The sequence below is a fragment of the Spongiactinospora sp. TRM90649 genome (genome assembly GCF_029382225.1).
GTDB lineage: Bacteria > Actinomycetota > Actinomycetes > Streptosporangiales > Streptosporangiaceae > Spongiactinospora.
This window is the reverse complement of the sequence record NZ_JARLTC010000007.1, coordinates 15,539-29,416: the sequence shown is the minus strand read 5'-3', so window position 1 is coordinate 29,416 and position 13,878 is coordinate 15,539. Positions and strand designations below refer to the sequence as shown.

Annotated in this window: 8 protein-coding genes and 1 pseudogene; 8 read left to right on the top strand and 1 reads right to left on the bottom strand. The window is 71.8% G+C overall.

The window, feature by feature from the left end; all coding sequences use genetic code 11:
• Nucleotides 1-39 precede the first annotated feature (39 nt).
• Nucleotides 40-1,017, bottom strand: a complete 978-nt coding sequence (locus P3X83_RS09290) for a radical SAM protein (RefSeq protein ID WP_277304508.1) — start codon at nucleotides 1,015-1,017, stop codon at nucleotides 40-42.
• Nucleotides 1,018-1,250: 233 nt separating this feature from the next.
• Here P3X83_RS09290 and P3X83_RS09285 point away from each other — a divergent pair, with 233 nt between their 5' ends.
• The 8 genes and pseudogenes from P3X83_RS09285 to cydC all read left to right on the top strand — a co-directional run bounded on the left by P3X83_RS09285 (nucleotide 1,251) and on the right by cydC (nucleotide 13,863).
• Nucleotides 1,251-1,550, top strand: coding sequence for a trypco2 family protein (locus P3X83_RS09285; protein ID WP_277304507.1), 300 nt, complete (start codon nucleotides 1,251-1,253; stop codon nucleotides 1,548-1,550).
• 3 nt (nucleotides 1,551-1,553) lie between these two features.
• Nucleotides 1,554-6,392, top strand: a complete 4,839-nt coding sequence (locus P3X83_RS09280) for an NB-ARC domain-containing protein (RefSeq protein WP_277304506.1) — start codon at nucleotides 1,554-1,556, stop codon at nucleotides 6,390-6,392.
• A gap of 47 nt (nucleotides 6,393-6,439) precedes the next feature.
• Nucleotides 6,440-7,149, top strand: a pseudogene (locus P3X83_RS09275) (IS3 family transposase); the annotation flags it as partial.
• Between the two features lie 349 nt (nucleotides 7,150-7,498).
• Nucleotides 7,499-8,509: an ABC transporter substrate-binding protein gene (locus P3X83_RS09270; RefSeq protein WP_277304505.1), complete on the top strand. Its 1,011-nt coding sequence runs from the start codon at nucleotides 7,499-7,501 to the stop codon at nucleotides 8,507-8,509.
• Nucleotides 8,506-9,633, top strand: a complete 1,128-nt coding sequence (locus tag P3X83_RS09265; protein ID WP_277304504.1) for an iron ABC transporter permease — start codon at nucleotides 8,506-8,508, stop codon at nucleotides 9,631-9,633. Before P3X83_RS09270 ends, P3X83_RS09265 begins: the two co-directional genes overlap by 4 nt.
• Entirely contained in the window at nucleotides 9,630-10,385 is a 756-nt protein-coding gene (locus tag P3X83_RS09260) for an ABC transporter ATP-binding protein (RefSeq protein WP_277304503.1), read from the top strand. The genes P3X83_RS09265 and P3X83_RS09260 overlap by 4 nt, the downstream gene beginning before the upstream one ends.
• Complete coding sequence (locus P3X83_RS09255) at nucleotides 10,382-12,100, top strand: ABC transporter ATP-binding protein (protein ID WP_277304502.1); 1,719 nt, start codon at nucleotides 10,382-10,384, stop codon at nucleotides 12,098-12,100. Before P3X83_RS09260 ends, P3X83_RS09255 begins: the two co-directional genes overlap by 4 nt.
• Complete coding sequence (gene cydC, locus P3X83_RS09250; protein WP_277304501.1) at nucleotides 12,097-13,863, top strand: thiol reductant ABC exporter subunit CydC; 1,767 nt, start codon at nucleotides 12,097-12,099, stop codon at nucleotides 13,861-13,863. The genes P3X83_RS09255 and cydC overlap by 4 nt, the downstream gene beginning before the upstream one ends.
• Nucleotides 13,864-13,878: the final 15 nt, after the last annotated feature.

The window sequence follows — 13,878 nt, the reverse complement described above, 5'->3', positions numbered from 1 at the left end:
TGATCGCTTCCTCGATTCCGCCCGTTTGTTGAACGGTGTTCAGCGCATGGCGGATCGAGCGCCGCGCATCCGGGTCTTGTCCAGCACGCACGCCACCCGCAACCCCATCCGCTCGACCGTGTCGCTGAGCCCGCCGTTCACGTACGGCAGGGCCGTGCAGTGGACCGGCCCCTCCGCCGCGCAGGCGGTCTCCTCGGTGACCATGTGCTGGTTGCCCACCAAGGCGTGGCCGTCCCAGACGAATGCGTGCATGTCTGGTATGTCGATGAACAGCGGGCAGAGGAACACCCTTCCGTCTGGTAGGAACTGGAGGTTGTTCCGGCTCCGCACCGCGCAGGGCAGCGCCTTGTCCCCTGCGGTGAACATATGCTCCACCCGCACCTCGATGTCCATGGACTCAACGTGGGCGCGGACTCTCTCGCACAGTTCCCGCCACTCGTCGACCGGCAGGACCATGTCCTCGCCCGCGAACCCAAGGTTGGTCGTGTAGTGCAGGTTGACGTGGGTGAACCCCTGCGCCTCGCACAGGTCTAGGATGGCGCGCACGTCGTGGGCGTTCTGTCGGCTGATCGAGGTGATGCCGAACGACGGGTAGCCCAGCCGCTTGCTCTCGGCGATGTTGCCGAGCGTCGTCGCCAGGGTGCCCGGCCCGCGGATCGCGTCGTGGGTCTCGGGGGTCGAACCGTCCAGGCTGAACCCGATCACCGGGAGCGTCGTGCCGTCGAAACGCCGCATGAAGGCGCGGAAACCGCCGGTGCCGTTGGTGACGATCCGCGCCCGCAGCCCGCGCTGCTGGGCGGCCTTCACCGCGTCCACTATCCGGGGGTACAGGGTGGGCTCGCCGCCCAGAAAGGTGATCTCCTCCGTGCCCCAGGAAAGGCATCCGTCGATGACGCCGAGCAGGGACTGGAAGCTGAAGCGGTGCCCAACATCCAGATTTTCGCCGACGAAGCAGTGGGCGCAACGAAGATTGCACTGATAGGTGACGTACACATCGATGGAAGGAACCGTGAGCACTGGAATAGAACTTCCGGTAACGGTCATAACTCGATTCCCGCATGTGCCGTACGCAGTGGGAACCAGACGATACATCCTGTGATAATCCCTGTCCAGGGGGTGTCATATTTCGGCCATCGCAGGCGTTTCCGTGCCGCCCCGGGATTACAGTAATGCCGCGAAAGCGCACCTTCCGGCGGGCAGGGCCGGCGGAGCATCGGTGCTGTTCCCTGGCATTACCCGCGGAGCTGGAAATGATCGAGTTAGCGAAAGTGGTTCGCGAACTCCGGCGCGAGCTAACCGATGCGATCGAGGCGGCAGAGGACGCGAAACTCCGTTTCGAGTTGGGTCCGGTCGAGTTGGAGACCGCGGTCACCGTAGAGGAGCGCGGCACCGCTACCGGCGAGGTGCGCTTTTGGGTAGTCGGGCTCGGCGCGGAGGCCCAGACGGCCCGCACCGGTGTCCAGCGGATCACCCTGACCCTCCAGCCGAGGGTGGCGGGGTCGGACGCCATCCCATGGGTGTCCGGCGAAGAGTCGGCGCTGGAACGCTGACCGATGGGGCATGGCGGCCCCGGGGTCGACCCCGGCAGAGTCGCAGAGATCCTGGTCGCGCGCGACGGCGCCGTCCCCGGGCGGCGCGGATCTGGCTATCGTGTGACCTCGGGCGTCGTGCTGACCGCCGCCCACGTGGTGCGCGGCGTGGCGACGGTCCGGGTCAGGTTCGACGCCGACCGGCAGGGCGAGTGGACCGCCGACGGCGTCGTGGCCTGGACGGACCCGCGCGCCGACGTGGCGCTGATCACGCTGGAGACCGACCGCGAGCCGGTACGGCCGGTACGCTTCGCCCGGGTGCCGGAGCGGGACGACGAACTGCCGGGCAGTGCGGTCGGCTTCCCCCGGTTCAAGCTTCGTGCCGACCGCGGGCGCCTACTCGACGACGGCTCGCCGTCCCAGTACCGCGATTCCTGCCACGTGCGCGGCCGCATTCCGCTGCTGTCCAACCTGCGTGAGGGCACGCTGGAGTTGCTGGTGCCGCCGCCCGCCCACGATGTTGAGCCCGGCAGGTCCCCCTGGGAGGGCATGTCCGGGGCGCTGGTGTGGAGCCAGGGCAGGGCGCTCGGCATCGTCGTTGAGCACCACCGTTCCGACGGGCTTGGACGGCTCGCGGTATCCCGCGCCGACCGGTGGTACGAAGGGCTCGACCCGGCGGGCTCGGCGGCGCTGTCCGGCCTGGTCGGATTGCGCCCGGACACGCTCGACACCCTGACCGCGTCTCCCCGCCCCGACCGGCCCCTCACCACCTCGCCCCCCGCCACCGGCTACGTCGTCCCGCGCCCGTACCCGACCGCCCGACTGCTGGCGCTGCTGACGGCGAAGGGCCCGCGCCCGCCGGTCGGGATCACCGCCCTCCAGGGCGCGGGCGGCTTCGGCAAGACCACGCTGGCCGCCGAGATCTGCGCTCACCCCGAGATCGCCGAGACATATCCCGACGGCGTGCTGTGGGTGACCGTGGGTGAACGACTGGCGGGCGCCGAACTCGCCACCGAGATAAACGACCTGGCCGAGGCGATCTCCGGGGAGCGGCCCTCGTTCACCAACCCCGACCGCGCAGGACGGCACCTGACCGAGCTGATCGGACACCGGCGGCACCTGCTGGTGATCGACGACGTGTGGCGCCGGTCCCAGTTACGGCCGTTCCTTGGCGGCGGGCCGTACTGCACCCGGCTGATCACTACGCGGATCAGGAGTGTCCTGCCGGACGAATCCGGGGTGGTGACGATCGACGCGATGCACTCCGATGAGGCCAGGGACCTGCTGGCGAGCCACGTCCCCGGCCTGCCGCCCACCTGGGCCGACCGGCTGGGCGCGCTCACCGGGCGCTGGCCGGTGCTGCTCGGGCTGGTCGGGCGGGCGCTGCGGCGTGCCGTACGGGAGGGCGTGACCCCCGACCAGGCGGCGGCGCGGATCGAGCGGCGGCTGCGCGGGGCCGGGCCGACCGCCCTGGACGTACGGCGGGCGGAGGACCGCGACCAGGCAGTGGCGGCCACCATGGAAGCCAGCCTGGCGGTGCTCCCCGGCGACGCGCTGGAGCGCTACCTGGAGCTAGCGATCTTCCCCGACGACGTGGCCGTCCCACTTTCCGTGCTGGCCGGGTACTGGGCGGCCACGAGCGGGCTCGATGAGTATGAGAGCGAGCGGTTGTGCGAGGAGTTCGGCGACCTGGCCCTCGCGTTGTACCCGGTCGCGCGGGATCACCAGGAGGATCCGGCCCTCCGCCTGCACGATGTGCTGCGAGCCTACCTGCGCGCCCGTGCGAGCCGGACGCGACTGGCCGGCATGCACGCCGCCCTCCTCGACGGCGTACCGCATGCCTGGTGGAACCTGCCCGCCGAACCCGACTACCTCTGGCGGCACCTCGCCTACCACCTGCTCGGCGCGGGCCGCGCCGATGAGCTGGCCCAGCTGACCGGCGACCTGCGCTTCGTCTCCGCGAAGCTGGAGCGACTCGGCCCGGTCGCCGTGGTCGCCGACCTGGCCCTGGTGGATCAGCCGCTCCAGGCCGACCTGCTGTGGGCCGTCGGCCGCGATGCCCACCTGCTCGCCCCGACCCGTCCCGCCCACGCGCTCACCGACATCCTGCTGAGCCGCCTCGGCGGCGTGGCCAGCCTCGGTCCGCTGGTCGAAGCCTTCGGCCGCACCCGGCGGCACTCCGGTCTCGTCACCCGCTGGCCCCTCCCGGACCTGCCGCATCCGGCGCTGCAGCGCGTCCTGACCGGACATGTCGGCGGGGTGTGGGGCTGCGCGGTGGCGGAGACGACCTTGGTCAGTTGCGGAGCCGACGGCACGCTACGGGTGTGGGACATAGCGGATGGCCGCTGCCGCGCCGTACTCGAAGGGCACTCGCGGAAGATCAACGCCTGCTACGTGTCACCGGACGCCGGATGGGCCGCGACCGCGAGCGACGACATGACCGTGCGGGTCTGGGACCTCGGCCCCGCAGGCGGCTCACGGGTGCTGCGCGGCCACACGGCGGGGCTGCAGGCCTGTACGGCTCCCCCCACCGGCACCTGGCTGGCCAGCGGCGACGCGGGCGGGGTCATGCGACTGTGGGACCTGGACACCGGCCGGGAGCGGCTCGTCATCGACGGTCACGGGGGCGGCATCAGGAGCTGTGCCGCCGCACCTGACGGCACCTGGGTGGCCGTCGGCGGCGAGGACCGCGTGGTGCGCGTCTGGGACGCCGCCACCGGTGAGCCGCGCGCCCAGCTCACCGGGCACGGCGGCGGGGTGTGGGGCTGTGCGGTGGCCTCTGACGGCACCTGGCTGGTCAGCGGGGACGCCACCGGCACGGTCCAGGTGTGGGATACCGCGACTTGGGAGCCGAGGCTCACCATGCGCGGCCACGCGGCGGCGATCCGCGGCTGCTCGATCGCGCCCGACGGCACCTGGCTGGCCACCGCCTCCGACGACGGGACGGTGCGCGTCTGGGACGCCGCCACCGGCGAGGCCATCGCCGTCTTCCACGGCCACAGGGGCGGCGCGATGAGCTGCGCGGCCGGCCCCGACGGCACCTGGCTGGCCACCAGCGACATCGAGGGCGCACTGCGAATGTGGAGCGTGGCGGACGGCCCGGCGGAGCCGCGGGCACCCCACACAGGCGGGTTCCAGGCGTTCGCGGCAGAGCCTGGCGGGACCTGGCTGGTCACCGGGACGACACAGGGCCGGTTGGACATATGGGACGTTCGCGAGGAACGGGTACGTCTCCGCCTCCCCGGACACCCGGCGGGTATCTGGTCGTGCCCGGTCGCCCCTGACGGGAGCTGGTTGGCCAGCGCGGGCGATGACGGCACAGTGCGGATCTGGGACACGCGGACCGGCGCGCTGCTCGGCGAGCTGCCCCACCCGGCGGGGGTATGGAGCTGCGCCATCGCCCCCAACGGCTCCTTCCTGGCCACCGGCGACGCCGGGGGCGTGGTCAGGCTGTGGAACCGCGCCCCCACCCCCCCAAGCGGCGGCGAGCCGCGTGCGGAGCCGCGCCTTGAGCTGCGGGGGCACACGGCGGGCGTGTGGGGCTGCCCGATCGGCCCCGACGGCACCTGGCTGGTCACCGGGGGCGACGACGGCACCCTGCGGATCTGGGACGTTGCCACCGGAAAGCAGCGGGCCCTGCTGCGCGACTCCGAAGGCGTGTGGACGGTGGACCTCGGCCCGGACGGCACCCTCGCCGCCAGCGCTGGGGTGGACGGCGCCGTTCGGCTGTGGGACCTGGCCGTCGAGCGGGTCAGGACCGTACTCACCGGGCACGTCGGCGGCGTGTGGTGGTGCCGGTTCAGCCCGGACGGCACCTGGCTGGCCAGTGCCGGCGACGACCGGACGCTGCGGATCTGGGACGTCGCCACCGGCGAGCAGCACGCCATGCTGCACGGTCACCAGAGCGAGGTCTGGACCTGCGAGCCGGACCCCGGCGGCGGCTGGCTGGCCAGCGGCGACGCGGCGGGAGTGCTGCGGTTCTGGGACACGGCAGGTGGCGCGCCACGTGCCGTACTGCTGGACGGCACGGGCGGCGTCGCGGCCTGCGCGGCGGGCGACGGCTGGCTCGCCACGGCGGGCGTGGACGGCGCGGTGCGGATCACCGACATCGCCACCCGCGAGGTGCGGGCCGCGTACGACATCGGCGGGACGGTCCGCAGCTGCGCGGCCGGCGGCGGCTGGCTGGCCGCCGGGGGAGACGGCGGTGACGTGTGGATCTGGGACCTTCCGTCGGGCCGCGCCCGCGCCCGATCACGCGCGCACGAGGGCGGTGTGTCCGGGTGCGCGGCGGCCGGCGCGCGGCTCGCCACAGCGGGCACGGACGGCGCGGTGCGACTCTGGGACGCCGCGACCGGCGAGCGGCACGCCGAGACCACGCCGGACGGTGGGCCCATGCGCTGCTGCTGCGCCGCCGGCGACGCCTGGGTGGCGGCGGCCGGTGACAGCGGGCGGGTGTACCTGTGGGACGCAACTGGCCGACTGTCGGTGCTCGGGGAACACCCCACCACGGTACGCGCCTGTGCCGCCGATCCCCGCGGTCACTGGCTCGCCACCGCCGACGCGGCCGGGACCGTCCGGCTGTGGGACGTGGCAGCGGGCTCCGGCGGGGCGCAGGCGCGGAGCCGTACGCTCAGCGGACACCAGACGGCGGTGACCGGCTGCTCCGCGGACGCCGCGGGCCGGCGGCTCGCGACCGCCGACGCGAGCGGCGTTATCCGCGTCTGGGACGTGCCAACGGGACGCTGCGACACCGTGATGCGTGTCGCGGAGAGCCTGCGCGCCTGCTGCTGGTCGGGCGCCGACCTGTGCGCGGGCGGGAGTGTGGGCACCTACGTGTTCACCTACCGGCCGGGAACCGCCTGATGGGAGGGTATGTACATGCGCGCTCGTCGTTCCGCTGCGGCGCCGCGCTCAAGCGGCTGTGCCGGATCTTGAAGGTGTCCCGTTCGGGCTTCTACCGGTGGGCGTAAGGCCGCACCGGCCCGGGCGGAGCGGACCACGGCCGATGTCGCCCTCTGCGCCGAGATCAGGCGGATCCATGCGGAGTTCGATGGTACCTACGGCAATCCTCGCGTCACCGCCGAACTGCGCGTCCGGGGCCACGCGGTCAACCACAAGCGCGTCGCGCGGGTGATGCGCCGTTTCGGGACCGTCGGGCTGCACCTGCGCAAGAAGGTCCGCACCACGGTGCCCGAGCCGTCCCACCAGAAGGTGCCCGACCTGATCAACAGGGACTTCACCGCACGGGCCCGAACCGCCGCCATCTGGGCGACATCACCTACCCGCCCATCGGTGAGGGCCGGTTTCTCTACCTGGCGACCGTGCTGGACCTGGGCTCACGGCGGCCGGCGGGCTCCAGTACACCTCGGCCGAGTTCGCCACGGTGTGCGCCGGGCTCGGTGTGCGCCTGTCCATGGGCGCGGTGGGCACCAGCGCCGACAACGCCGCCGCGGAGGCGTTCAACGCCGGCCTCAAACGCGAGACGTTGCAAGGCGCCAGACGCTGGCCCTCGGCGCGCGAGGCCCGCCTGGCGGTTTTCAAGTGGATCACCCGCTAGAACTCCCGAAGGAGGCACTCCACTCTCGGCTATCTGAGCCCGATCGACTACGAGCAGCGGGCCCCAGTTCGCGCAGGTGCGCGGGCCCGCAGCCGCTGCGCTCGGCCTCACGCACACCACGGCGAAACATCGCGGCGCGGAACAGGGCACTGTGCCTGGCCATGTGGTGATGAAGGGTCCGTGACGAGCATGGCCCGGCCGCTGTTGAACCGGTGCTTGGAGTATCAGGATCACCCCGGTCCGGCGGGAGTCCGGACGGCGTACCCATTGACCGGTATTTGGTGGCGGCTTACCGTGGTGGCTGATGCAATCAAGTCGCAACTGCAATGACCTTGCAAGTTTATCGACCGAATGCGTTCACGTCCGTCGTCCCAAGGGCGGGCGTGCCGGACATGCGGGTACAGGCCGGATCATGCGATACGGGGTCGCAGCGGTGGCGGCCATCCTGATGGCGACGGCCTGTTCGACCGGGGCCGCCGTTCAGCGGGCCGAGCCCACTGTGGCCCCGCGCGCCGGTTTCCCCGTCTCGGTCACCAACTGCGGGAGAACGCTCACGTTCGACGCGCCGCCCGCCAAGGTCGTGACGGGGTACCAGCCCGCGTTGGAGACCCTGCTCGCTCTCGGGCTGGGCGATCACGTCGCAGGGCGCACCAACTTCGCCGAGAGCGCGTTCCTGCCAGGCCAGCGGGAGCCGTACGACACGATCCCGGAGATCTCCGACTCGATCATGCTGCCGCAGAAAGAGGTCATGCTCGCGCAGTCCGCCGACTTCGTGCTGGACAACACGATGAACAGCTTCGACGCCGGTGGGGGCCATGCCTCTGTAGAGGAGCTCGACGCCGCGGGTACGCCCGTCTACATCATGGGCGGCTGGTGCACTCCAGAGGAGACACTCACGTTCACCATCGAGGACACCTTCACCGACCTGCGCAACCTGGGCGCGATCTTCGGTGTCCCCGACCGGGCCGGCAAGTTGATCGATGACCTGCGCGAGCAGCTCGCGGACGTCCGTGAGCGCGTGCGCGACGAGCCTGCGGTCAAGGTGCTGGCCACCGACGGCGGCAAGGGGCCGGTCAACGCATACGGCGGTGCCGGGCTGACGAACCAGATGATCACACTGGCCGGGGGCGTGAACGTCCTGGCCGACGTCAGAGCCGACTACACCGAGGTCAGCGCCGAGAAGATCGCCGCCGCGCGCCCCGATGCCCTCCTGGTCAGTGAGTACGCCGAACTGCAGGGTGAGAAGCTGCCCGGCGCCCCGGCCAAGGCCGCCGACATCTTCGCCATCGCCAAGGACAGCCCGGCGGCCGGGAAGAAGCGCTTTCTCGCGGTTCCCGCAGCGGCCCAGCATCCCGGCTACCGGAACATCCTGGCCATCACAGATATCGCCCGCTTTCTGCATCCCGGCGCGTTCGCCCGGTGACCACCCATCGCGATCCGGTGCCGCGTGAGCAGCCGCATCGGGCAACGGTGGCCAAGCGGCCGGGCCGTGGCAGGACCCGCAGCGGCGGCGGCCGGTTCCTGTCACTCGTCGTCGCGCTCGCCGCCGCCATGGTGGTTTCGACTTGGCTCGCGGTAAGCGTCGGGGCGGTGTACGTGGCCCTGCCGCAGGCGTGGGGCATCGTCGCCGACCGGCTGTTGCCGGGCGCGGTCGTCCAGACCTGGACGCCGGTCCAGGAGCAGATCGTGTGGGACTTCCGGCTGCCCCGGGCGTTGCTGGCGCTGCTGGTGGGGGCCGGGCTGGCGTTGGTCGGGGCGGTGCTGCAGGCACTGGTGCGCAATCCCCTGGCCGATCCGTTCCTGCTCGGAGTCTCCTCCGGCGCATCGCTGGGCGCGGTCCTCGTGCTGGTGCTGGGCGCGTCGGCGCTGGGCGGGCTTTCGCTGTCGGCCGCGGCCTTCGCCGGATCGCTGATCGCGCTGGCCCTGGTCTACGCGCTCGCGCAGCGGTCGGGCCGGATCACTCCCGCGCGGCTGGTGCTGGCCGGGGTGGCGTTGGCGTACCTGTTCCAGGCGGTCTACAGCTTCGTGTTGCAGCAGGCGCAGAGCGGGCGGGCCGCCCAGCAGGTGCTGTTCTGGCTGATGGGCAGCCTCGGCGGTGCCCGCTGGGAGATGTTGCCGCTGCCCGCGGCCGTCCTGGCCGCCGGGCTGGTCTACCTGCTGCTCCAGCATCGGCCGCTCAACGCGCTCGCCGCCGGTGAGGAGACTGCGATCTCGCTCGGTGTGCACGTGCACCGTTTCCGGCTGTCCCTGTTCGTACTGACGTCGCTACTCGTGGGGGTGCTGGTGGCCACCAGCGGGGCGATCGCGTTCGTCGGTCTGATCGTCCCGCACGCCGCCCGGCTGCTGGTCGGTGCCGACCACCGGCGGGTGCTGCCGGTGACGGCGCTGCTGGGCGCGGCGTTCCTGCAACTGGTCGATGTCGCCGCCCGGACGGTGAACGCCCCGCAGGAGCTGGCGCTCAGCATCGTGACCGCGGTGGTCGGGGTGCCGTTCTTCCTGTGGTTGCTGCGCCGCCGTTCCCCCGATCGGGCGGTGACGGTGGGATGAGACTCGACCTGGGGGGCGTCTCCGTCGAGGTGAACGGCCGTCCGATCGTGAACCGGGCGGACCTCGCGGTGGACGATGGCGAGTTCGTGGGGTTGGTCGGCCCGAACGGCTGCGGCAAGTCGACGCTGTTGCGGGCCGTATACCGGGCGCTGCGGCCCTCGGCCGGGCTGATCGCCGTGGACGGCGACGACGTGCACCGCCTGTCCTGGCGCGAGTCGGCCAGACGTACCGCCGTGGTCGCGCAGGAGGCTCCCGCCGAGCTGGACTTCACGGTATGGGAGGTCGTGCTCATGGGGCGCTCGCCGTACAAGAGCGCGCTGGACGGCATCGACGCCACAGATGAGGAACTGTGCGCAGGGGCGCTGGAGCGGGTCGGCCTGACCGGTGCCGAGGAACGCGTCTACGCCACCCTGTCCGGCGGTGAGAAGCAGCGGGCGCTCATCGCCCGCGCGCTCGCCCAGCGGACCCGCCTGCTCCTGCTCGACGAACCCACCTCCCACCTGGACATCCGCCACCAGCTCGAACTGCTGCACCTGGTGCGCGAGCTGGGCATCGCCACCCTGGCCGCACTGCACGACCTCAACCAGGCCGCCGCCTTCTGCGACCGCCTCTACGTCATGGAGGCGGGCCGCATCCTCGTCGGCGGCCCGCCCGACCGGGTGCTCGTCCCCGAAGTGATCTCCCAGGTGTACGGCGTGCGCGCGGTGCGCCGCACCCAGCTCGTCTTCGAACGGCTCAAGGAGGAGCGGTGATCTTCCGACTGCTGGCGACATCGCCGTCGATCCGGCTGCGCCTGGCCGCGCTCGTGGCCCTGCTGCTTTCCATCACCGGCACGTATGTCGGCCAGGGGGTACTGGTCGCGCACGCCCTGTCGCGCGTCTTCGCCGGCGAGGGGCCGGAGTCGATCGTGTGGCCGGTCGCCGGAGTCGTCGCCCTGCAATTGGTGCGCAGTGCCGCGCTGGCCGTCCGGGAGGTCGCCTCGCTACGGGTCTCCGGCGCCGTCAAGGCGGAGCTGCGCCGGCGGGTGACCTCTCACCTGCTTCGGCTCGGACCCGCGCACGCCCAGCGCGGGCGGACCGGTTCGGCGCAGACGACTCTGGTGGACGGCATCGAGACCGTGGACGCCTACGTCGGCAGGTTCCTGCCGCAGGCGATCGCCGCCGTGCTGGGGGCCGTCGCGGTCACCGCGTATCTGTTCACCTTGGATCCGCTGGTCGGCGGGGTCGTGCTGGCCTGCTCCCTACTGCTGCCGATCCTGCCGCTGCTGTCCGATCGCGTGCTGGCCGACCGGAACGCGGCCTGGTTTCGCGGGTACAAGGGCATGTACGCGGAGAACCTCGACGCGCTGCAGGGCATGGCCACGCTCAAGTCGTTCAACGCCAGCGGGCGGCGCGGGGCCGAGCTGGCTCGCCTGGCCCAGGCGTTCTGCCGTGACTCCATCCGGTTGATGGCCGTCGTCATCCTGTACGTCGGCGGTGTGGCCTTCGTGGTCGGCCTCGGCACGGCGGTCGCGCTCGGCGTGGGCGCGCTGCGGCTGGCCGCCGGCGAACTCACCGTAACCGAGCTACTGATCATCCTGCTGCTGACCGCCGAGAGTTTCCGGCCGCTGAAGGACCTGGAGGCCGCCTACCACTCCAGTTACAACGCGGTGCCGTCGCTGAAGGCCGTCTTCAAGCTGCTCGACGCACCCGCCCAGGAACAGGGCACCGCGTCCGCCGGGGTGACCGGCCCGCCGTCCGTGACGTTCGAGAACGTGCATTTGACCTACCGAGACCGCGACCGTCCCGCGCTGCACGGCTTCTCTCTCGACGTCGCTCCGGGGGAACGCGTGGCCCTGGTCGGCCGCTCGGGAGCGGGCAAGACCACGGTCGCCTCCGTCCTCCTGCGCTTCTTCGATCCCGAGTCGGGTCACATCAGGATCAACGGGGTGGACGTCCGCGACCTGCCGCTCGACCGGCTGCGCGCCATGGTCGCCGTTGTCTCCCAGGACACGTACCTCTTTCACGGCAGCGTGCGCCGCAATCTGTCCCTCGCCCGGCCCGGAGCCTCGGCCGACGAGCTTGAGGCCGCCGCGCGCGCCGCGCGGGCTCACGAGTTCATCGAAGCCCTGCCCGACGGCTACGACACCATGGTCGGTGAGCGCGGCCTGAAGCTGTCCGGGGGCGAACGCCAGCGCATCGCGATCGCCCGCGCCCTGCTCAAGGACGCGCCCGTGCTCGTGCTGGACGAAGCCACCTCCAGTGTCGACGCCGCCAACGAGGCCGCGATCCAGCACGCCCTCGACACTCTCACGGGCGGCCGGACCACCCTCATGATCGCCCATCGGCTGTCCACCGTCCGTACCGCCGACCGCGTCATCGTCATGGCGGACGGACGGATCGAGGAGGCCGGGCCGCCGGAGGAGCTGCTGGCGGGCCGGGGGGCCTACGCCCGTCTGGTCGCCGCCCAGGACGGAGCCGCCCGATGACCGCCCTGACCGCCACCTCCGCACGTCGTCTTCCCGGCGCCCGCTTCCGGCCGTTGCTGGCCCTGCTCGGTCCGCACCGGCCGCTGCTGCTGGGCGCGATCGTCAGCGGCATCGCCCATCACCTGGTCGTCCTGGCCTCGGCGGGCGTCGGGGCCTGGGTGGTCAGCCGTGCGATCACCGGTGGCGCCGCCGGGGAACTGCGCGGCGGCCTGGTGGTGCTCGGCCTGCTGCTGCCGCTGCTGGCGTTCACCCCGTGGCTGGAGTCCTACCTCGCGCATGTCGCGGCCTTCCGCGTGCTGGCCGACGTGCGCAATCGCGTCTACGCCGCCTTCGACCGGCTCGCCCCCGGTTACCTGCTGCAACGCCGCTCCGGCGACCTTGGGGCCGCGGCCGTCTCCGACGTCGAACAACTGGAGCTCTGGTTCGCGCACACGCTCAGCCCGCTCGTCAGCGCGGCGACCGTCCCGGCCGCCGCGCTCACCGCCCTGGCGGTGTTCCATCCGGCGCTGGCTCTCGCCCTGGCACCCGCCCTGATCCTGCTCGCCCTGCTACCCGCGTGGCTGCGCCGGCGGGCGGCGGCCCAGGGCGCGGCGCTGCGGGCCGAGCTGGGAGAGCTCAACGCCGAAGTCGTCGACACCCTGCAGGGACTGCGTGAACTGCTCACCTCAGGGGCCGGTGACCGCCAGCTCGACCGAGTGCTCGACCAGGACGGCCGACTGCTGCGGGCCCGGCTCGCGCACGGACGTCGCTCCGGGATCGAGCACGCCGTCACCAACGCGGCCACCACGCTGGGACTGCTGGCCGTGTTGGTGACGGCCGCCCTCCTGGTGTCGGCTGGTGCCCTGAGACCGGAACTCTTCCCCGTCGCCGTCGTGCTGGCCGCGACGACCTTCGCCCCTGTCACCGCGGTCACCGACGTCGCTCGCGATCTCAACCTGGTCGTCGCCGCCGGCGACCGGATCATGACCGTGCTCATCACTCCCGCCCCGGTCACCGACCGGGTCACCACCGCCCCTCCCGGCCCCATCGAACCGCGAGTCCGTTTCCAGGACGTCCGGTTCCGGTACGCCCCCGATCTGCCCGAGGCGATCAGCGGCGTCGGCTTCACCGTCGCCCCCGCCCAGACCGCCGCCCTGGTCGGCCACTCCGGTGCGGGCAAGTCCACCTGCGCCAACCTGCTCATGCGCCTGTGGGACGTCACCTCGGGCTCGATCAGCGTCGGCGGCCACGACGTCCGCGACTTCCCCCAGGAAGAACTGCGCCGCCTGATCACGCTCGTCCCGCAGGACGTCTACCTGTTCAACATCTCCCTGCGTGACAACATCCGGCTCGGCCGTCCCGACGCCACCGACGCGGACGTCGAGGCCGCCGCCCGCGCCGCGTACGCCCACGAGTTCATCCGCGGACTTCCCGACGGTTACGACACCGTTCCCGGCGAACTGGGCGCTCGGTTGTCGGGCGGCCAGCGGCAGCGCATCGCCATCGCCCGCGCCCTGCTCAAGGACGCGCCCATCCTCATCATGGACGAGGCCGTCTCCAACCTCGACGTGGAAAGCGAGCAGGAGGTCGCTGCCGCCATGACCGCCGCCCGCCACGACCGGACGACCCTGATCATCGCCCATCGGCTGTCCACCATCCGCACGGCCGACCTCATCGTCGTCCTGGGCGACGGCCGTGTCGTGGAGTCCGGCGCTCATGCCGATCTGGTGTCCCGTGACGGGGCCTACGCCAGGCTCCTGGCCGGGCAACTGACCGGCCCGTGATCCAGGACTCATCGC

Coding starts and splice junctions, on each gene's coding strand:
- P3X83_RS09285 (WP_277304507.1), top strand. CDS start 1,251: ATGATCGAGTTAGCGAAAGTGGTTCGCGAACTCCGGCGCGAGCTAACC.
- P3X83_RS09280 (WP_277304506.1), top strand. CDS start 1,554: ATGGGGCATGGCGGCCCCGGGGTCGACCCCGGCAGAGTCGCAGAGATC.
- P3X83_RS09270 (WP_277304505.1), top strand. CDS start 7,499: ATGCGATACGGGGTCGCAGCGGTGGCGGCCATCCTGATGGCGACGGCC.
- P3X83_RS09260 (WP_277304503.1), top strand. CDS start 9,630: ATGAGACTCGACCTGGGGGGCGTCTCCGTCGAGGTGAACGGCCGTCCG.
- cydC (WP_277304501.1), top strand. CDS start 12,097: ATGACCGCCCTGACCGCCACCTCCGCACGTCGTCTTCCCGGCGCCCGC.